The organism is Exiguobacterium sp. s157, from assembly GCF_018618205.1.
Lineage (GTDB): Bacteria > Bacillota > Bacilli > Exiguobacteriales > Exiguobacteriaceae > Exiguobacterium > Exiguobacterium chiriqhucha.
The window spans coordinates 451,755-468,761 of sequence record NZ_JACSLQ010000002.1 but is presented as its reverse complement, the minus strand read 5'-3'; the positions used below and the strand labels follow the sequence as shown (position 1 = coordinate 468,761).

Here is a 17,007-nt window from a genome sequence, read left to right as displayed (position 1 = left end):
GAAAGACCGAGGAACGTGTCCTCGGTCTGAGCGTCAGGCTTTCAAGAAATCTTCAAATTGAAAATCATGCTTGTCGAGCATGATTTGGTCCGACGTGACACCGTTTTGACGCAACGTCGCAATCGTCTCATGCAAGAAATCATCGCTACCGACCACATAAAACAACCCATCTTTGTCTGCGGTGAGCGTTTCGACACGCTGATAATAATCCGGACGACTGTCGACGAACTCGGCCGTGAAGGCGGCTGTTGACGCGAATACATCGCTGAACAGATAATCCTGTGAGGAATCGACGTTCAACGAATGAAGGTGCGGCACGCCTTCCCCATTCGCCAAATACGCGAGCACGAGCGGACGGAACGTCGCAATGCCGACACCCGACGACAACAGATAGACGTTCTTCCCCTCCCGTTTCAACGGAACGTTCGAATGCGTCTTGAAGATGGCGACCTTGTCCCCGATGTTCATGTCACGCAAGATTGATTTAAACGTCGAGCATTCCGGTTTGACCCGGGTCGTGATACCGATTGCGCCTTCATGCGGCAACGTCGAGATCGACATATGGCGAATCAACGTCCGGTTCGGTCGATCTTCCTTGTTAAATCCCTCGAGCGCGAAGTGTGTGTGCGCCCCTTCTTCCCATGTGAAGCCAGCCGGCAGTTCAAGTTTGAACGTGTAGGTGTCTTTTGATTCCTCCACGACTTGTTGAATCGGTGTCCAGTAAATCTGCATCGAATCCCACCCTTTCTTTAATAGACTGCGATTGGCCCATATGGCCCTTGAATAATCTCCAGTTTCGTCTCGAATATGTCAGATAGGATGTCTGCATCCATAATCTCCTCGACCGTACCGAAGGCGGCGATGTTCCCGTCTTTCATCGCACAGATGCGGTCCGAATATTTCGCTGCGAAGTTGATGTCATGGAGCACCGTGACGATTGTCCGTCCGAACTCGTCAGCGACGTGGCGCAAGTACTCCATCATCTGGACCGATCGAGCGATATCGAGGTTATTGAGTGGCTCATCGAGGAGCACGTATTCCGTCTCCTGACAGAGCACCATCGCGACGTACGCCCGTTGGCGCTGTCCACCCGACAATTCATCGAGATAGCGATGCTCGAGCGACGTCAAGTCGAGGAAGTCGATATATTTCGAGATAATCCGTTCATCCTCTTGCGTCAACCGCCCTTTTGAGTACGGGAAGCGTCCGAAGCCCGCGAGCTGACGGACGGTGAGACGCGTCACGAAATGGTTCTCTTGCCGTAAGATCGTGACGATTTTCGCCAAGTCTTTCGATTTCGCGCTCGACACGTCCAGGCCGGCGACATGGATTTGACCTTCATCCAAGTCGAGTAAACGGCCAATCATCATGAGCGTCGTCGATTTCCCAGCCCCGTTCGGTCCAATCAACGACGTGAATCCAGCTTTCGGGATGTCGAGATTGATCGGTCCGATTTGGACGTCATCCGTATATGTTTTTTGTACTTGTTCAAGTTGAATCATAATGACCTCTTCCGTAAAATCACCGCTAAGAAAATCACGCCGCCGAACAGTTCGATGATGACGGACACGACACTCGGTGTATTGAGAATGTGATACATAAAGAAATACGCGCTCGTCAGAACGAAGAAACCAAGCGCGAACGCCAGCGGAAACACGTACTTATGATCGTACGTCGCTGCCACTTGATAGCTGAGCGTCGCCACTAAGAATCCGAAGAACGTCAACGGTCCAATCAGCGCCGTCGATACCGACATGAGGAGCGAGATTAAGACGAGCGTAAAGATGACGCTCCGGCGATGGTTCACCCCGAACGATGTCGCCACGTCTTTCCCGAGTGCGACGACGTTCAAGCGATTGGAGAAGCTATACAATAAGATCCCGACGACAATCACAATCGGGATGACAATCGGGAAGTAGGCGGCATCGGCATGCATCACCGAACCGAACAGACGGGCCTGCAGAACGTCGAACTCGGACGGCGCGAGCATGCGGCGCATGAACGAAGACACCGAGTTCAAGCCGGTCCCGATGATAATGCCGATGAGAAGCATGAGTTGCAGATTGCCATATTTCCCTGACAAGAGCCAGCCATACAAGAGCAGACTCATGAGCACCATGAGGCCCACCTGAGTCAAAAAGGCACCGGTTCCCGAAAAACCGATTAACGCCCCTGCCCCGAAGAAGAAGATCATGCTCGTCTGAATCGTCGAGTAGAGTGCGTCGAACCCGAGTAACGATGGCGTGATAATCCGGTTGTTCGTCACCGAATGAAACGCAACTGTCGCCATGCTTTGACAGAGCGCGGCAATCGCCATCGTGATGACGGCGACAATCCGACGCTCGACGACCGGGACGAACGACGGCGAGTCGAACGGGACCGGATTGTTATAGACGAGCAACCCGAACGCACAGAGTAATCCGCCGATGATGAAGAAGGCAAGGAATAGCCAGTAGCGGCGCTGTTCTCGTTTCGAACGGAACGCCGTCGCACACCGTTCTTCTGTATGCACGGATCGACCATCGACATCATACGCTACCCGTGGCTTCGTCTTATTTTCAATAAGTGTGCTCATCGTACCTCTCCCGTCTTCCGTTGTCTCATGAGAATCGCGATGAACACGATTGATCCGACCGTCCCGAGAATGAGTGATACCGGCAATTCGAACGGCATGATGATCGTCCGCGAAACCAAGTCGCTGACGAGGACCGTTCCCATCCCGATGACGCATACCCATGGCAAGTTGCTGCGCAGGTCATCCCCGCGAAACATCGAAACGATGTTCGGAACGATTAGCCCGAGAAACGGCAGATTGCCGATGACCGTCGCCACGACCCCGACCGCGAGTGCAATCAGTCCCGTCGCAATCAAGATGAGGCGGTTGTAGTTGACGCCGAGGCTCGTCGCGATGTCTTCTCCGAGTCCAGCGAGCGTCAAGCGATTCGCAAGGATGAAAATGAAGAACGTGACGAGGATGATGAGCCACAAGTATTCATAACGTCCGACCTGCACCGATGCGAACGACCCGACGAACCAACCTTCGATCGTCTGGCTTGCTTGAAAGAATAGACCGAGAAACGTTGACACGGCCGAGACGACCGCCCCGAGCATGAGTCCAATAATCGGGACAATCAACGACGAGCGAAGTTTGACCGAGCGCAGAAACCAGAAGAAGACCATCGTTCCGATGAATGAAAAGACGATCGCCCCCGTCATCCGCATCATGAGCGTCGGAGCCGGGACGAGCAGATACACAGCGAGCAGGCCGAGCCCCGCCCATTCGAGTGTACCGGTCGTCGTCGGTTCGACGAGACGGTTTTGCGTGATCAGTTGCATGACCAGTCCCGACATCGCCATGGCGGCACCGGTCAACATGATTGCAATCGTACGCGGGACGCGAGTGATCCAAAACATGTCCGACCCACCTTCTTGACGAATGTCATAGACGCCGGTCACGAGCGAAAGGCCCGCCAATATGAACACCACAAGCATTGCTACGATAAAGGACTTCGTCCATATGTTAGAAAAGGAGGGCTGAGACAATGTCTCAACCCTTGCTGTCATTGGTTTTTGCACAACGTGACTCCCTTATTTCGAAAGCGCGGCTGCGATGTCGTTGAATAGTTCAGAATAAGTTTGAATCGACTCGTTGATGTACGTATCGTTCGGCGCATACACGATTTTTTCGTCTGTCACGGCTTTCGTTTTTTGGAGTGCCGGTGCGTTATCGATCACGTCTGCTGCAGGTACAGCGTCTTCCATGCTTGAAATGGCCGCATCACGGTCGAGGACGAGCAACCAGTCCGGGTCACTCTCAGCAATCGCTTCAACCGATACCTCATCCCCTTGGTGGTCACCTGTCGTTTTCGCTACTTCGAGGGCAGGTGTCCAGTCAAAGATGTCATACATCGGTCCGAAGACACGCCCCGTATTTGGTGCCGAGAAGCCGATATCGCCGCCTGAGACGATGACTGACATCACCTTGTCTTCACTATCGTATGCATCTTTCACACTGTCGATCGATGCTTCAAAGCTCGCGATGAGCTCATCTGCTTCCGTTTCTTTTTCAAAGATTTGGCCGAGTGAACGTGTCGTCGTCTCAAAGCCTTCGACCAAGATTTCTCCTGGCGTGCCCGCATCTTCGGGAAGTTCGATGTCCAAGTTGATGACGGCCGCTTCTGGGACTAATTTTTTAATGTCTTCGTAGTAGTCGGCGAATCGTTGTCCGACGATGACGACATCCGGATCCACGCCGGCGATCGCTTCTAAGTTCGGCTCATTGTGCATCCCGACGTCTACGATGTCTTTATCGTTTTTATAAGGCAAGTCCGCTGGAATCAATCCAATTGGCGCCGCGACTAAGTCGATCCCCCAATCCGAGAGCGTCTCGAACGTTCGGTTGTCGAGCGCGACGACCTTCTCCGGATTGACCGGTACGTCGATTGTTCCATGTGCGTCTGTGATTTCAACTGTCTTCGGTGCCGTCTCGGCTTCCGCACTTCCTTCGTCTTTCGTTTCGTCCGTGCTACCGCATGCGGCTAGCGTGAAGACGAGTGATGTGAGCATGACTGCTGCTTTCCATTTCCCCATTCTTTCCATCTCCCTATGTATCTGTTTTTGAATGACGACCTTCTCAGTGAGTCCGCGACTAGTCCACGTTTCTGCTCTATGTAAGGAATACTGATGCTTTCTCACTGATAATGATTATCATTGTCGTTTTCATTGAGAAGCATAACAAACAAAAATAGGTTGCGCAATGCCAAATTTTCAAATTGGAAATGGAAATATTATTCTTTCTATTTAATGCCGATAAAAAAAGAAAGCGGAACGCCTGTCCACTTTCTAAGCAAATAGAGTTCATTCGGTCACTCTCATTTGTCCGATTACGCTTCCGAAATCCCGTTAGCGAGCACCAACAAAAAAATCCAAATCGATAGCGGCACAATCAATCCAAGATTCCCGACGAGACTGAACACACGCACCGTCTTGTCTTTTGAGAACAGGCCCCAAATCAATGTGGCAATCAGGGCGACATCTAGAACAATGTAGACCCATATGGCCGTAATCAAGTTCAAATCCGGGAAAAAGCGGCCGTTCACAGTGAACAGCGCCACGATTGTCAAAATAGAAAGTCCAAACGTTACGTAAAGCGGTGCATAACGTCGTTGAATCATATAATCACCCCACTCTTCTGTTGGACCATCTGTCGACATCGAAGGATGCACGTCTCGACGTAGCCATCGAACTGAAGTGGCAAAAACATCGTATACGTCCCTTCCTCTTTCGCCTTCGCATCTTGCTTGATTTTGAGGATGAGTGCCAGCAGCTCGCCTTGTGCGGCATTGGTTAACACGTCGAAATCGAAGGCGTCCAATCGCTGCACTAAACGAGCGTTATATGAATCAAAATCGGTATAATACATCGCCTGCTTTTCTGGGTCTTTCGTGATGACTTGCTTGAGCCAGGCTTTATAAAAACCCTGCAACCAAATCTCGTCCGCGACGAGATGGCAATAATAGCCGAGGCGAAACGATTGATTCTCGTCCACACTGTCCACCCAATATTGATCAAGGTCGAGCCGTCTTGTCATATCCTCATGCCGTCCCGCGTAATAGTGGGTGTTTTGTTTAGACGTCGTCGCATCGGGCGCAAGATTTCCCAACAAAAAAGTCGTGCGATCGACATCTGTCAAATGCGCCAACACCTCATTCCCGATGACGAGATGCATCAAATGTGAACCCATCATCTCTCCCCCCTTTTCCTAATTATCCCATTCATGTATTCATCTCGACAACCCAACTCTAGTCTGATACGCTCACTATACTGACCGTTCAGTATAGTGAGGAGGACACACATGAGTAAAAAACAATTGTTACTGCGGACCGCCGCACAAATCATTCAAACCGAGGGCATTCAACAACTGTCGATGGACCACTTAGCCAAACGCGCCGGTATCACGAAAGGGGGCGTCTTATACCACTTTGAAAGCAAGGCCAACCTGTTGCAGCAGATGAATAGAATGGCGCTCGATGAATTTGAAAATCGGATCGTCCATCATCAAACCGGGTTAGATGGTCCTTATCCGTTCACATGCGCCTACGCCCTCGCGACGCTCGATTATAGCGATGGTGATGCCGACTTGATTGCCGTCTTCATCTCATCACAAGAAGATGCGAGCGGAAAGCTTTGGAACGACGCCGCCAAACGTTGGGATAAACAGTTCGCCGCGGATGGTCCTGACGCTGATCGCGTGCTCGAGCTTCGACTGCTCTGTGACGGGTTTTGGTTCGCGTTGACATATGGCTATAGCGCTGCGTTCAAAGATCGGGCTGCCCGCATCATCCGACAAAAGTGCGACGCGCTGTCAAAAGGAGAATCGTAACATGGGCTTCGTCTATCTCGTTGGTGCCATCGTCTCTGAACTGTTCGGTTCGAGCATGTTGAAGCTGAACGCGACGACAACGAGCCGCCTGCCCATCATTGGTGTCGCCTTCGGTTACGTGACGGCATTTTACTTGTTGTCGCTCGCCCTTCTTTCCATCCCACTCAGTTTCGCCTATGCGTTTTGGAGCGGGGTCGGCACGGCAGCGACGGCGCTGATCGGCTTCCTCGTCTTCAAGGAACAAGTCCGGATTCAGACCGTCATGGGCATCGGGCTTGTCATCATCGGGCTCGTCTTGATGAAATTATGAGGAGGGAAATCATGAAATCCTATGGAATCTTACTCGTATCGATTGCATTCGAAGTGCTCGGGACGTCGATGTTGAAGCTGTCGGACGGATTTACCAATCTGTTCCCGAGTCTTGTTCTCTTAATCAGCTTCACCATCTCGTTCACGTTGATGGGCATCGTCTTGAAGACCATCCCGCTCAGCATTGCCTACAGCGTCTGGGCCGGGCTCGGCACGGTCGCGACCGGGCTGATCGGGGTGTTCGTGTACGGGGAAGTGCTGTCGAGCTTGAACAGCATCGGCCTGATCGTCATCGTGCTCGGCGTCATCGTCATGAATCTTGGAAAACAGGAGGAGCAACCACATGCTGGCTGACTTAATCGAACGACAGGAACGGGCATTATTGACGACCGACGTGCGCACATCGCCTGAGCATTTGCGCCGTCTACTCACGGATGATTTTTTTGAAATCGGCAGTTCCGGACGCATGTTATATCGGACGGCATCTGCCGCCACGATGGACCTCGGCGAGATTCACATCACCTTATCCGACTTCTCACTGGAGACCGTTCAAGACGACGTCGTCCTGGCCACGTATCGGACCGAAGACCACTCCACCGGACGCATCGCCTTGCGCAGCTCGATTTGGGTGAACGTTGATGGCCAATGGAAGATGCGTTTCCATCAAGGGACAATCGTTCCGCCTTCTTGACACTAAATCGTCACCTAAAAAGGGAGTGTCCCAATCGACACTCCCTTTCGTCGTACCTGATTCATTTTTGTACACACCCATCATGTTCATTTTGCTTATAATCAACCCATCCGATGAGATGAAAGGAAGATGAACATGGATCAACAAACAAAAAAGCAATGGCTTCAATCCGTACGTCCGAGGCGTTCCGTAGACGAACAGCTGGCCATCAAGGCATCCCTGGAAGCGAAATTGACGTTCGAGCCGACCATCCCGCTCGATGCCATCCGTAAAAAACGACCGACCATCACCGTCACGTTCACGGTCGGCGGCTTCGGCGTCCATAACGAGTCCACCATCACGTTTTTTGAAGATGGCGCGGTCAAACGAGAAGTCATCTGGCGTGAAGAGTTCGACTTAAGCACGGCGATTCCCCGTTCCGGTTGGTACAACGAAACAGATGCCTTCCGCGTCCATGAGCGATTCGTGTCGCTCGTCTCACATCGCTGGCCTGAAGTATTCGAGGAAAAAGGGTACTTCACGATGGACGGGACGCAATGGAACTTCACTGTGAACCGTCACGGCAAATTGTTGCATCAGCATGGGGGCAGCAACGCCTATCCTTCCAATTGGAAAGCTGTCACCGAACTGTTCGGGATCTCTTGAACGAAAAAAAGAGCACCCACAGCGGGCACTCTCCATTCAGAGGGCTTGAATCATCTCGACTCGATTGCCGAACGGGTCGCGGAACTCGAACCGGTCGAATCCAGGAATCGGGATACCTGTGAGCCGCTCAATCCCTTCCGCCTCGAGCTTCTGTCCCCATTCCGCTAAATCGGTCACGGCGTAGGCGACGTGTCCTTTCGTCGACAGCCGGTCAACCCCGTCCTCGGTCCCGACGTGGACGCTGCGATCGCCGACCTCGAGCCAAAACCCGCCCCGTCCTTGAAGTGACACCGGCTTCTCGATTTCTAGAAGACCGAGCACGCCGCAATAAAACGCACGGGCACGGGCTTCCTCCCCTTTCGGGATGGTGATTTGCACGTGATGGATGCCTTGAATCATGTCGTTTTCCCCTTTCGATACGTCAACCCGACGAACTGAAGTTTTTGGTTGAACAGGCGTGGATACGCGAGATAACCGACCATGACCGCCGAGATCGACGCGGTCGTCAAAATGAGAAACAAGATGAGCAACTGATACAACACGGCTTCCATCGGGTCGGCCCCGCCGATGATGAGACCGCTCATCATACCCGGGAGTTGGACGAGCCCCATCGTCTTCTGCGCCTCGACCGTCGGAATCATGCTCGTGCGGATGGCGCTCTTCAAACTGCGCTCGATCGCTGCCTTCGGTGTGCCGCCGAACGACAAGATGAGCTCAATCACTTCATCGCTCCGCTCGACCTCGTCTTTGAACTTGTTCAAGAACAGGAGCGACAACACCATACAGTTCCCGATGACCATTCCGCTGATCGGGATGACTTTCTCCGGCTCGAACGGGATGATGCCGAGCCCGAGCATGAGGCCCATCGTCAGCGTCTCGACCGTGACGAGCGTGAGCAGAATCATCCATGTGATGCCAGGGATGCCGTCCCCTTTCTTGATGATGTTCTGCGTCGCCGCCGCAATCATTAAGAGAATCATGAGCAACATGAACACCGGGCTGTCGCTCTCGAAGACAAACGTCAAAATGTAGCCGATGATGAGCAACTGAACAATCGACCGCACCGTCGCAATCAAGATGTCGCGTTCGAGCCCGAGTTTCAAGAACAACGCCAAACCGAGCGGGATGGCGACAAAAATCAATGAAGTCATCAGTTCGATGAACGTCATAGCTCTTCCCCCCTCACGAAACGACCAATCATCGGGTTATCGGACTCATCGATGAACGTCGCGTCGCCGAATTCAATCAATTCCCCGTTTCGCAAAAACCACATGTCATCACTGACACGTCGGGCTTGATCCAAGTCGTGCGTGATCCAGACGACGGTGACCCCGAAGTTTTTTTGCAGTCTCACAATCAACCGCTCAATCTCTTTCACGGTCCGATAGTCGAGGCTCGCCGTAATCTCGTCCAATAACAGCACGTCCGGCTTGTTGACGAGCGTCCGGGCAATGGCGACACGACTCCGTTCCCCGCCCGACAACGTCTTGATCGGTTGGTCGAGCGAGATCCCGCCCAAGTCGACTTTCTGCAACAGGTCCGCCGCCCGTTCCCGTTCGAGCGTCTCGCCGAAGATGGCTTTGGGCAGGTTCATGTTGTCGTACACCGTCCCGTCAATCATCGGCGCGCTTTGGAACGCCATGCCGATTCGTTGGCGCAGTTCGATGACGTCGATCGAATCGATATTCTCCCCTTTGAAATAAATCGCACCGGCGTCCGGTGATAACAGGCCGTTGATGTGCTTCAGGCACGTCGTCTTGCCGGCACCGCTCGGACCGACGAACGTCGTGATGCGTCCTTGCCGGAAATATCCCGTCACATTATGTAAAATGTCTCCATGACTCACGTTTTTGAATTCGATAATCTGCATCGGTGTCGTCCTCCATCATGTCATGCTGTCTGTCTCAAGCAATGAATACATATATAAATCGTCGTACTTACCACGTGTGAACTCATACCCCCGCAGCAACCCTTCTCGCGTAAATCCGACCCGCTCGAGTAGCTGTTGTGACGCGGTATTCGCCGGCTCGACGAGCGACTCGATACGATGGAACCCGAGTTGTGTGAACCCATGACGAACGACCGCTCGGAGCGCCTCACCGGCAATGCCTCTTCCCCAATGATTCGAGCTGAGCTCAAACCCGATTTCGGCTCGCTGGTGCTTCGCTGACACGTTCAAAAATCCGCAACTGCCGATGACCTCGTCTTGCCCGGTCAACATGATTCCCCAGCGGACACCTGTCCCTTCCTCGAGAATCGAATCGTACCAGGCAATCTCTTCTAACGCATCCTCTAACGACGTGAACGGGTCGAGTCCCATATGGCGGACGACCTCAGGTTTCGATAAATATGCCAACAGGTGTGGCGCATCGTCCGCTATCACCCGCCGTAACGTCAGCCGATTGGTGCTGAGTGACATCACGATCGGTACCCTTCCTCGACCACAACATCACCATTCGCATCGAGTAGCGGAGTGATGCCTCCACCTGTCCCGACCCACGTCTGGATATAGTTCACGCCGGTGTCCGTATCGACGAGGATGGTGATTTGTCCAAGTTCCGGCAGTTGTTCCGTCAACTTGACGTGAAATCGTTTCGATCCTGCCGCTTCTTCTGCTATTTTCTTTTTGAATAACATCCTACCTCCACCTTTCTACTTCTAACTGTACGCAATAGATCTTCTCGTTTCAATGAATGAGACGCATCCATAACTGCCGGATGTGAAACCCCTTTAATTCATACAAAAAAACACGCCCGATTGTGGCGTGTTCATGAATAGCTCCGCTCGATGACGAAGCTCGTCTTATCCCCTCTAAAGTAGGACCGTGAATATTCAATCGTACGTCCAGAGGCGTCCTCGGTCACCGTCTCGATATAGAAACACGGCGTATACGATTATATCTGTCGGTTTTCCCCTAAATATCAAACGCACCAAGTCCTCACTGAGGGATGAGTACCCTTCGCCGTCATCTGATTGAGTGCACTTGTTAAGCCGTCCGACTGACACCAAATTACTCTCACAACTCATACTCTTAGAAATTTTCTCGTCTCTGCATAATATTTGCTACTGATTCTAGACAATACTTTTTTTGGAATTACTATCTAAAATTCTCTCTTGTGACATCCTGCCGTAGATTTATAGAATCCTTCTTCCTTTATTCTGACACTCTAACCACTAGGTGGTAAGGGTCTAAAGTACAAGGGCTTCCAACGACACTCGAAAGTATAGGAGACTAACCCTTTTCCATTAGACTTTCACCATCAAACCTCTGAGCAGGGTTTTGTGATGGCATAGGACGCATGTCAACATCCTGTTATTACTTACTAGATAATATTCATTTTTTTACAACGTTTAATCTCAATGTGATGTTTCGAAAGGAATTCTTCAAAACGGCTGATACATTTCTCTTCATTTTTCCGTTGAAGCAGCCGTTTTTCACCTTCAAAAGAACGGACTCGATCGGCCAACACCAGCAGTTTCACTTTTTTCTCACTGACAATTGCAAGTGTGCTCAGACCAATGTCCAATCCAACGTCACCCGAACCAGTAGTTCGTTTGAAGTGTCCCGTTTCTTTATTCCGTTTAGCTGGCGGTATCCCTTTAAAAACAATTTGGACATAAAATTTATACTTTTTACGAACCCACTTTCTCACAACCCTGCAATAAGCAATATCATTTTGAAAAGCCTCGAGTTCGTAAGAATTGTTTTGATCACAAATGATTTGAAGTGATAAACCATTCCATAACAAATACCCATCCTTGTATCGGATGCCTGCTTTATTCGTCTTTCCTTCTAAGGAATTACATTCACCGAATTTCTTGAAGTGAATTTGTTTCCCATTACCATACAATAACTCATCAAAAGCTTTCCATAATCGAGTAGCAATCTTCTGAGAAGTGTTGGAGTCGATATTTTTTTAAAGTGGTGTTGCATAGGCTTAACATCTTTGTGGAACTCATATTCTGAAAGACGATATTCCTCACACAATTCTTTAAAGGCTTCATTCGCTTCACGTTTATTAGTCTTATGCAGCTCTAGTGCCTGTCGATAACGTTGGGTTTTAATCATTTCCTTGTAACGCTTGAGGGTTATATTGGCAAGGCTGTTGTAGATGTTACGCCCAATTTCGAAACGGTTATTTAACACATTATTTTTATATATTTCTGATATCGTTGGAAATTCCACAACAAAATATGTCAACGTGAACCCTCCTCTTTTTTATAAATAACAATCGAATCCTAATTCATGAATATGTGTTTAATCCATTCCTATCACCATTAGAATAGCAAACTACCTAGTCTTAAATTCAGTAATTGCATTGAACTACCCACATCTACACTTTCTAAGTATTTATACCCAAAAAAAGGTCGTGGCGATTCCTTACCCACTTACGCCGGGTCCTCGTCCAAACCGCTTAGAAACGGGCGTAGTTTCGCCGTTTTTTGATAAAAAGAGATTTTTTGAGGTTAAGCCGAAAAAAAGAAAGAAAAGTGAAAATCATTCTATTCATGGCAATGATTCTCACTCGTCTTTCCTAATAGACTCGTTTTCGTCATAGCTGGAAATGTTGTTTGATTCGTTCAGCGACCGTCGCCGCATCAAGATATGTGTTGTTGATGCGCAAGTAGTTGTCGACGTCGAGTTCCCCGTCCTGTGAGTTCAATCGGTATAGCGTCGCCGTCTGCTTCAACTCATCTTCCGACCAGGCGATGTCCCGCTTCGTCGGCTTATGGGTCAACCGGTTCTCCGTTTGGTTGCGAATGAGGCGCTCTTCGATGTCCGCTTCGAGCTCGACATAATAGATGTCGGCCCCGTTCGACTCGAACAAGTCGGTCACTTGTTTGATATACGCCCAGTCCTCTTCTAAATCGAACGCCCAGACGAACGTGAAGATCATCCCGTCCAAATCACTTTTCGCGACCGCGCCGAACAGCTCATGGCGGAACAGCTGGACGAGCCGACGCCCTTCCGGTGTCCCGTAACTGAAGAACGGACTGACGAGATCAATCGTCATATGGTTATGGAACAGCTTTAAGTCGGTAATACTGGCGAGTTCTTGCCCGACCGTCATTTTGCCGACGGCTTGTGGACCAAATAATACGACGAACTTCATGTCTAATCCCACCCCTACTGTCATTTTCAATACCATATCATATCGCTCGACTCGTCCAATAGGAACTTGTTCATATCCGCAATGGCTACATCTCATAATCAAGGGAATTCACCTCATATTCATAAATTTAGAGTCATCCTAGTCATCTCAAGAAAGTACCCATCATCCAATTCCCCATTTCTCTTTCTAAACCTGGTCAATTATTGTTTACCCCATCCTCATTTGAGGAATAGGCATATCATCTATGTGTATGAAGGAAGGTGTCATCCCGTGACTTGTCCACGCTGCGGAGCGAAGACCCGCTCGAAAACCACTATTTGTCCGGCGTGTGGCCATCGCCCACGTCGCTTGAAATGGATTGCTGTCCCCATCGTCATTGCACTCATCGCATTCGTCTCGTTTTTAACGAACGCCTATCTTACCGACAGCCCGCGCTCGAGTGATTCACTCGCCGACAAAGTCGATTTGAACATCACGAAAGACACGGTCTCAGCCGATGGTGCCACCACCGTCGACCTCGAGACGTTGCAAGATAGCCTCTATACTGTCGGCACGGGTACCGGGTTTTTGATTAGCCCGCAAGATGTATTGACGGCGGCCCATAACGTCGCCGGCATCACCCGCGTCACGATGAAACATGGTGACAAGACGGTGAATGGAACAGTCATCGGCCGGACTGACGCCATCGCCGTCATCCGCATCGAAAAAGTAAAAGTGACCCCGTTCTCGTTCAGTCACGCGATTGTCGGACCAGACGAATCGGTATTGACACTCGCACCGGACGAACAGATTGAAGGAACGCTCACGTTCGAAGAAGACAGCTATCGCCGCGAATTCGATTTACCGAACCGCGCCATCGGCAGCCCGATTGTCACGGCCAATGGACGGGTGCTCGGCCTTCACTTGGTGACGAAGACGCTCCCGGTCGCCTTGTTCGAACAAGACGTACTGTCGTTCCTCGAGTCGGATACACCGGCCCCGCCACCGACGACAAAACGCAGTGCCCCGGCCGCTGAACTCGCACCGGTCGCACCGATTACACCGGTACCGAAACGTGAGGATCCGGTCGAACCAGCTCCGGCGCCTGAACCGGAACCCGCGCCCGAACCGACACCAGCACCGGAAGCCGAGGCAGCACCAGACACACCGGAACCGACCGAGCCTCCAGTTGAAGAACCGGCACCGGTCGAGGAAGAGCCTCCAGCCGAACCGGAACAACCTGCTGAAGAATCGGAGGCCCCTCCCGTCACGGAGCAACCGACCGAGCCTGACGTCCCCGTGACCGAACCGGCCGAACCGGTCGAGCCGGAACAGCCGGCAGTTCAAGAAAAAGAAGCGGAGGCGGCACCGGTCAAGAAACAAGACAAGCCGAAAGCCACCGCTAAACCTGACAAGAAAGAGACGCCGCCCGTCGTCAAGGAGAAACCGGTCGCCGATGACGCGACCGAAGAAGCCACAGACGAGCCGGCTGCAGTTGAAACTGAAGATGAAGAAAGCACGCCATCGGAATGATGACGTGCTTTTTTTACGTGTCATTTCGAGAGCGTCGCTGCAAGTTGCCGACCGCGGCCCCGAATAGGAGCAGAATAATCGACAACATCCAAAATGGCATCACGTCCTGCAACAACCAGACAATCAGCGCACTGATGGCGATGACGACACCCATCCACAAAAAATTCGACTGTCCCATTTGTTTCACCTCGGTCTCATCATAGCACATCAATTCGATGCGCCGTCGCCTGTGGCGGCAGCGAGCGGGTCATCTTCTCATCGTGCTCGACGCGCACCTGTTGCCCGACGGCGAGCGGTGTCTCATCCTCTCGAAGCGGCTCTTCCCAGTGAAACACGATACCATCGAACGGCTCGGCATCTAGATTCGGCGCGACCCGCATCCGCGTCGGTTCGAGCTCGACAATATAACCCGTGAACGTGACCATCTCCATCCCTCCATTTCCTCGGAAATCCTTCCCTATTCTTTTCCCATTTTTTGAAATAACTCTACTCGTCCGTCCGAATGCTCGGTATAATGAAGCAACACTCATTTACGCCGGGAGGGACCTTCATGAAACACACCATCGATTTACACCATCCAGACTTTCAACGCACCTTCCTCGAGATGATGCTCCTTGAAGAAATGATTGACGACTATAACGCCGAAGCAATCGAATCGCTCGTCGTCCGCGGCGAGACGAACTTTCCAGACGACCCGTTCTTTCCGGCAATGCGGGCGTATCCGCTCATCCGTGAAGGCGAGTTCGGCCGGGCCCGTGACGTGCTCGAAGCCGCGAGCGCAAAAGGCGACCATTACATGATCCACTGTCTCCATGGCATCTTGAGCGACGATACGAATTTCTTGTTCGAGGCCGAGCAGCATTTCCTTCGGGCCGTCGAACGCTATCCGAACGTGCCGATCGTCCAACGCACCATCGCCGTCCATTACTTCAATCGTAAGTTTTATGGGGAGGCTGGTCTCCACTTGATGCATTACGTCCGACTCGCCGGATTCAACGAAGAGACTGTGCCGATGTTGCTCGAATTCTTCCAAGTATATGATGAGATTCCACTCGAGATGAACGATGAGCTCCTCAAGGTGGCCATCGGATACTTGAACGCTAACCCGCGCAACCCTCGCGCCCACTCGCTTTATGCGTCCATCTGCAGCCATCGGGTCGAGATGCTCGTCAAACGGTTGCCGGAAGACAACCATCAGCTCGATGACGAGACAATCGCGATGTTGCTCGAGGTCGAAGAGCACGGCATGTGGAGTGCGACGTATGACGACAGTGAGGACCACATGTTCCGCGCCATGTTCGCCGATTATATCGACAACGTCGTCTTGCCGAACACGTCGAAACTGTATGTATACCGTTTGCGTCTCCGCTATTGGTATCACCGGCTCACGCACCGGTTGACCGGAGGCTACGGGGATTCGATGCGCTCGTCTTGATTGAATATGAACAGGGGTCCTGCCACCACATGTTGGTGACGGGACCCCTGTTTGTTTCTTATTTGACTTGATCACATATACGGATGAATCGGTCCGCGCAACTCGAACGAGTAATCCTCGTGGTTGACGATGCCGACGACTTGATCGCTCTCGAGCAGTTGCACTAAGAACCCGGCCATCTCTTCGGCCGTATGGTACTTCTCAACGTTTTGGCTATAGTCAAAGTCGTCTTCTTCGCGAGCGCGGTTGGCAAAGCCCGTCTCCGTCGCGGCCGGCGCGAGCACTTTCGCTCGCAGTTTGTCCCCATCGTTCATGAGCTCGCGGGCAAGCCCTTCCGTATACGCACTGACGAAGAATTTGGTCGCGCTATACGTGACGCCTTTTTTGGCGATATGATAGCCGACGACCGATGCGACGTTCAACAGTGTCGCCCCTTCGACGTTATGATAGTCCCGGACGTATAGGCTCGACAGTACCGTCAACGCCTCGACGTTCAAGCGAATCATGTTCTCGATTTTCCCGACCTCGACGTCCTTCACGAAATTCGAATCGCCAAACCCGGCGTTGTTGATCCACGTCTCGATGTCGAGATCAGCGAGCGATTCATACAGCCCGTATACGTTCTCGCTGTATGACAAGTCTTTCGCCTTGATGATGACATCGCTCTTCGGTGCGATCGCCTTGATTTCACTCCGCAACTTCTCGAGTTCGTCGTGCCGCCGTGCCACGAGCACGAGTGACTTCCCTTGCTTGGCGAGCAATTTCGCCGCTTCATAACCAATACCTGAACTTGCTCCAGTGATGACGGTATATTTCATGATGTGTCCCCTTTTCACTGTAGTCGAGATGTTGTCTCTCTCCCGCAATTCCCGTAACACCCTCTCATCAATCCTGACAACACGCAAAAACTATCCTTTCC

The 17,007-nt window shown here is 51.5% G+C and carries 25 protein-coding genes and 1 pseudogene; 7 read left to right on the top strand and 19 right to left on the bottom strand.

Annotated features, from left to right (window positions below):
• Positions 1-33: 33 nt before the first annotated feature.
• The 7 genes from KNP67_RS06230 to KNP67_RS06200 all read right to left on the bottom strand — a co-directional run bounded on the left by KNP67_RS06230 (position 34) and on the right by KNP67_RS06200 (position 5,743).
• Positions 34-732, bottom strand: a complete 699-nt coding sequence (locus tag KNP67_RS06230) for a ferredoxin--NADP reductase (protein WP_214714162.1) — start codon at positions 730-732, stop codon at positions 34-36.
• A 17-nt stretch (positions 733-749) separates the two neighbouring features.
• On the bottom strand, positions 750-1,502 hold the full coding sequence (locus tag KNP67_RS06225) for an iron ABC transporter ATP-binding protein (protein WP_021066414.1): 753 nt from the start codon (positions 1,500-1,502) through the stop codon (positions 750-752).
• Positions 1,499-2,575 (bottom strand): iron chelate uptake ABC transporter family permease subunit, encoded by a 1,077-nt coding sequence (locus KNP67_RS06220; RefSeq protein WP_214714164.1) that lies wholly within the window; start codon positions 2,573-2,575, stop codon positions 1,499-1,501. The genes KNP67_RS06225 and KNP67_RS06220 overlap by 4 nt, the downstream gene beginning before the upstream one ends.
• Positions 2,572-3,564, bottom strand: coding sequence for an ABC transporter permease (locus KNP67_RS06215; RefSeq protein WP_251130824.1), 993 nt, complete (start codon positions 3,562-3,564; stop codon positions 2,572-2,574). The genes KNP67_RS06220 and KNP67_RS06215 overlap by 4 nt, the downstream gene beginning before the upstream one ends.
• A 24-nt stretch (positions 3,565-3,588) precedes the next feature.
• A complete protein-coding gene (locus tag KNP67_RS06210; protein ID WP_207391693.1) occupies positions 3,589-4,590 on the bottom strand; it encodes a siderophore ABC transporter substrate-binding protein in 1,002 nt (333 codons plus the stop codon).
• A 293-nt stretch (positions 4,591-4,883) separates the two neighbouring features.
• Entirely contained in the window at positions 4,884-5,174 is a 291-nt protein-coding gene (locus KNP67_RS06205; protein WP_029594892.1) for a hypothetical protein, read from the bottom strand.
• A complete protein-coding gene (locus KNP67_RS06200) occupies positions 5,171-5,743 on the bottom strand; it encodes a zinc dependent phospholipase C family protein (RefSeq protein ID WP_165569433.1) in 573 nt (190 codons plus the stop codon). The genes KNP67_RS06205 and KNP67_RS06200 overlap by 4 nt, the downstream gene beginning before the upstream one ends.
• Positions 5,744-5,854: 111 nt before the next feature.
• Here KNP67_RS06200 and KNP67_RS06195 point away from each other — a divergent pair, with 111 nt between their 5' ends.
• The 5 genes from KNP67_RS06195 to KNP67_RS06175 all read left to right on the top strand — a co-directional run bounded on the left by KNP67_RS06195 (position 5,855) and on the right by KNP67_RS06175 (position 8,027).
• Entirely contained in the window at positions 5,855-6,382 is a 528-nt protein-coding gene (locus tag KNP67_RS06195; RefSeq protein WP_131471800.1) for a TetR/AcrR family transcriptional regulator, read from the top strand.
• A 1-nt stretch (position 6,383) separates the two neighbouring features.
• A complete protein-coding gene (locus KNP67_RS06190; protein ID WP_131471798.1) occupies positions 6,384-6,692 on the top strand; it encodes a DMT family transporter in 309 nt (102 codons plus the stop codon).
• A gap of 11 nt (positions 6,693-6,703) precedes the next feature.
• Positions 6,704-7,045 (top strand): DMT family transporter, encoded by a 342-nt coding sequence (locus tag KNP67_RS06185; protein WP_131471796.1) that lies wholly within the window; start codon positions 6,704-6,706, stop codon positions 7,043-7,045.
• On the top strand, positions 7,035-7,382 hold the full coding sequence (locus KNP67_RS06180; protein WP_131471793.1) for a nuclear transport factor 2 family protein: 348 nt from the start codon (positions 7,035-7,037) through the stop codon (positions 7,380-7,382). The genes KNP67_RS06185 and KNP67_RS06180 overlap by 11 nt, the downstream gene beginning before the upstream one ends.
• 135 nt (positions 7,383-7,517) lie before the next feature.
• Positions 7,518-8,027 carry a hypothetical protein gene (locus KNP67_RS06175; protein WP_131471791.1) on the top strand — a complete coding sequence of 170 codons (510 nt, stop codon included), beginning with the start codon at positions 7,518-7,520 and terminating at the stop codon, positions 8,025-8,027.
• A gap of 36 nt (positions 8,028-8,063) precedes the next feature.
• On the opposite strand, the gene KNP67_RS06170 is transcribed toward KNP67_RS06175, so the two are convergent.
• The 9 genes and pseudogenes from KNP67_RS06170 to KNP67_RS06130 form a co-directional block, all read right to left on the bottom strand.
• Positions 8,064-8,426: a VOC family protein gene (locus KNP67_RS06170; protein WP_131471789.1), complete on the bottom strand. Its 363-nt coding sequence runs from the start codon at positions 8,424-8,426 to the stop codon at positions 8,064-8,066.
• A complete protein-coding gene (locus tag KNP67_RS06165; protein WP_131471787.1) occupies positions 8,423-9,196 on the bottom strand; it encodes an ABC transporter permease in 774 nt (257 codons plus the stop codon). Before KNP67_RS06165 ends, KNP67_RS06170 begins: the two co-directional genes overlap by 4 nt.
• Complete coding sequence (locus tag KNP67_RS06160) at positions 9,193-9,897, bottom strand: ABC transporter ATP-binding protein (RefSeq protein WP_131471785.1); 705 nt, start codon at positions 9,895-9,897, stop codon at positions 9,193-9,195. Before KNP67_RS06160 ends, KNP67_RS06165 begins: the two co-directional genes overlap by 4 nt.
• A 15-nt stretch (positions 9,898-9,912) precedes the next feature.
• On the bottom strand, positions 9,913-10,446 hold the full coding sequence (locus KNP67_RS06155; RefSeq protein ID WP_214756361.1) for a GNAT family N-acetyltransferase: 534 nt from the start codon (positions 10,444-10,446) through the stop codon (positions 9,913-9,915).
• Positions 10,446-10,664, bottom strand: coding sequence for a DUF6440 family protein (locus tag KNP67_RS06150; RefSeq protein WP_058764442.1), 219 nt, complete (start codon positions 10,662-10,664; stop codon positions 10,446-10,448). Before KNP67_RS06150 ends, KNP67_RS06155 begins: the two co-directional genes overlap by 1 nt.
• A 131-nt stretch (positions 10,665-10,795) precedes the next feature.
• Positions 10,796-10,912 (bottom strand): annotated as a pseudogene (locus tag KNP67_RS06145) (UTRA domain-containing protein); the annotation flags it as partial.
• A gap of 438 nt (positions 10,913-11,350) precedes the next feature.
• Positions 11,351-11,776: a hypothetical protein gene (locus tag KNP67_RS06140; RefSeq protein WP_131471783.1), complete on the bottom strand. Its 426-nt coding sequence runs from the start codon at positions 11,774-11,776 to the stop codon at positions 11,351-11,353.
• Positions 11,777-11,820: 44 nt separating this feature from the next.
• Positions 11,821-12,228: a hypothetical protein gene (locus tag KNP67_RS06135; protein WP_131471781.1), complete on the bottom strand. Its 408-nt coding sequence runs from the start codon at positions 12,226-12,228 to the stop codon at positions 11,821-11,823.
• Between the two features lie 352 nt (positions 12,229-12,580).
• The gene (locus tag KNP67_RS06130) at positions 12,581-13,141 is read right to left on the bottom strand and encodes an AAA family ATPase (RefSeq protein WP_214756241.1); all 561 of its coding nucleotides are present in this window, start codon (positions 13,139-13,141) and stop codon (positions 12,581-12,583) included.
• Positions 13,142-13,411: 270 nt separating this feature from the next.
• Here KNP67_RS06130 and KNP67_RS06125 point away from each other — a divergent pair, with 270 nt between their 5' ends.
• Complete coding sequence (locus tag KNP67_RS06125; protein WP_131471777.1) at positions 13,412-14,653, top strand: hypothetical protein; 1,242 nt, start codon at positions 13,412-13,414, stop codon at positions 14,651-14,653.
• 13 nt (positions 14,654-14,666) lie between these two features.
• On the opposite strand, the gene KNP67_RS06120 is transcribed toward KNP67_RS06125, so the two are convergent.
• Together KNP67_RS06120 and KNP67_RS06115 are read right to left on the bottom strand one after the other, a co-directional pair.
• The gene (locus KNP67_RS06120; RefSeq protein WP_165569432.1) at positions 14,667-14,831 is read right to left on the bottom strand and encodes a hypothetical protein; all 165 of its coding nucleotides are present in this window, start codon (positions 14,829-14,831) and stop codon (positions 14,667-14,669) included.
• 19 nt (positions 14,832-14,850) lie between these two features.
• Entirely contained in the window at positions 14,851-15,078 is a 228-nt protein-coding gene (locus KNP67_RS06115) for a DUF3221 domain-containing protein (RefSeq protein WP_131471775.1), read from the bottom strand.
• A gap of 125 nt (positions 15,079-15,203) precedes the next feature.
• On the opposite strand from KNP67_RS06115, the gene KNP67_RS06110 reads away from it, so the two are divergent.
• The gene (locus tag KNP67_RS06110) at positions 15,204-16,088 is read left to right on the top strand and encodes a tetratricopeptide repeat protein (RefSeq protein WP_021066381.1); all 885 of its coding nucleotides are present in this window, start codon (positions 15,204-15,206) and stop codon (positions 16,086-16,088) included.
• A gap of 71 nt (positions 16,089-16,159) precedes the next feature.
• Here KNP67_RS06110 and KNP67_RS06105 read toward each other — a convergent pair whose 3' ends face one another.
• Positions 16,160-16,906 carry an SDR family NAD(P)-dependent oxidoreductase gene (locus KNP67_RS06105; RefSeq protein ID WP_131471773.1) on the bottom strand — a complete coding sequence of 249 codons (747 nt, stop codon included), beginning with the start codon at positions 16,904-16,906 and terminating at the stop codon, positions 16,160-16,162.
• Positions 16,907-17,007 lie beyond the last annotated feature (101 nt).

Coding starts and splice junctions, on each gene's coding strand:
- KNP67_RS06120 (WP_165569432.1), bottom strand. CDS start 14,831: ATGGGACAGTCGAATTTTTTGTGGATGGGTGTCGTCATCGCCATCAGT.
- KNP67_RS06115 (WP_131471775.1), bottom strand. CDS start 15,078: ATGGTCACGTTCACGGGTTATATTGTCGAGCTCGAACCGACGCGGATG.
- KNP67_RS06190 (WP_131471798.1), top strand. CDS start 6,384: ATGGGCTTCGTCTATCTCGTTGGTGCCATCGTCTCTGAACTGTTCGGT.
- KNP67_RS06150 (WP_058764442.1), bottom strand. CDS start 10,664: ATGTTATTCAAAAAGAAAATAGCAGAAGAAGCGGCAGGATCGAAACGA.
- KNP67_RS06210 (WP_207391693.1), bottom strand. CDS start 4,590: ATGGGGAAATGGAAAGCAGCAGTCATGCTCACATCACTCGTCTTCACG.
- KNP67_RS06200 (WP_165569433.1), bottom strand. CDS start 5,743: ATGGGTTCACATTTGATGCATCTCGTCATCGGGAATGAGGTGTTGGCG.
- KNP67_RS06185 (WP_131471796.1), top strand. CDS start 6,704: ATGAAATCCTATGGAATCTTACTCGTATCGATTGCATTCGAAGTGCTC.
- KNP67_RS06180 (WP_131471793.1), top strand. CDS start 7,035: ATGCTGGCTGACTTAATCGAACGACAGGAACGGGCATTATTGACGACC.
- KNP67_RS06105 (WP_131471773.1), bottom strand. CDS start 16,906: ATGAAATATACCGTCATCACTGGAGCAAGTTCAGGTATTGGTTATGAA.
- KNP67_RS06215 (WP_251130824.1), bottom strand. CDS start 3,564: ATGACAGCAAGGGTTGAGACATTGTCTCAGCCCTCCTTTTCTAACATA.
- KNP67_RS06230 (WP_214714162.1), bottom strand. CDS start 732: ATGCAGATTTACTGGACACCGATTCAACAAGTCGTGGAGGAATCAAAA.
- KNP67_RS06195 (WP_131471800.1), top strand. CDS start 5,855: ATGAGTAAAAAACAATTGTTACTGCGGACCGCCGCACAAATCATTCAA.
- KNP67_RS06225 (WP_021066414.1), bottom strand. CDS start 1,502: ATGATTCAACTTGAACAAGTACAAAAAACATATACGGATGACGTCCAA.
- KNP67_RS06165 (WP_131471787.1), bottom strand. CDS start 9,196: ATGACGTTCATCGAACTGATGACTTCATTGATTTTTGTCGCCATCCCG.
- KNP67_RS06175 (WP_131471791.1), top strand. CDS start 7,518: ATGGATCAACAAACAAAAAAGCAATGGCTTCAATCCGTACGTCCGAGG.
- KNP67_RS06220 (WP_214714164.1), bottom strand. CDS start 2,575: ATGAGCACACTTATTGAAAATAAGACGAAGCCACGGGTAGCGTATGAT.
- KNP67_RS06160 (WP_131471785.1), bottom strand. CDS start 9,897: ATGCAGATTATCGAATTCAAAAACGTGAGTCATGGAGACATTTTACAT.
- KNP67_RS06110 (WP_021066381.1), top strand. CDS start 15,204: ATGAAACACACCATCGATTTACACCATCCAGACTTTCAACGCACCTTC.
- KNP67_RS06170 (WP_131471789.1), bottom strand. CDS start 8,426: ATGATTCAAGGCATCCATCACGTGCAAATCACCATCCCGAAAGGGGAG.
- KNP67_RS06155 (WP_214756361.1), bottom strand. CDS start 10,446: ATGTCACTCAGCACCAATCGGCTGACGTTACGGCGGGTGATAGCGGAC.
- KNP67_RS06130 (WP_214756241.1), bottom strand. CDS start 13,141: ATGAAGTTCGTCGTATTATTTGGTCCACAAGCCGTCGGCAAAATGACG.
- KNP67_RS06205 (WP_029594892.1), bottom strand. CDS start 5,174: ATGATTCAACGACGTTATGCACCGCTTTACGTAACGTTTGGACTTTCT.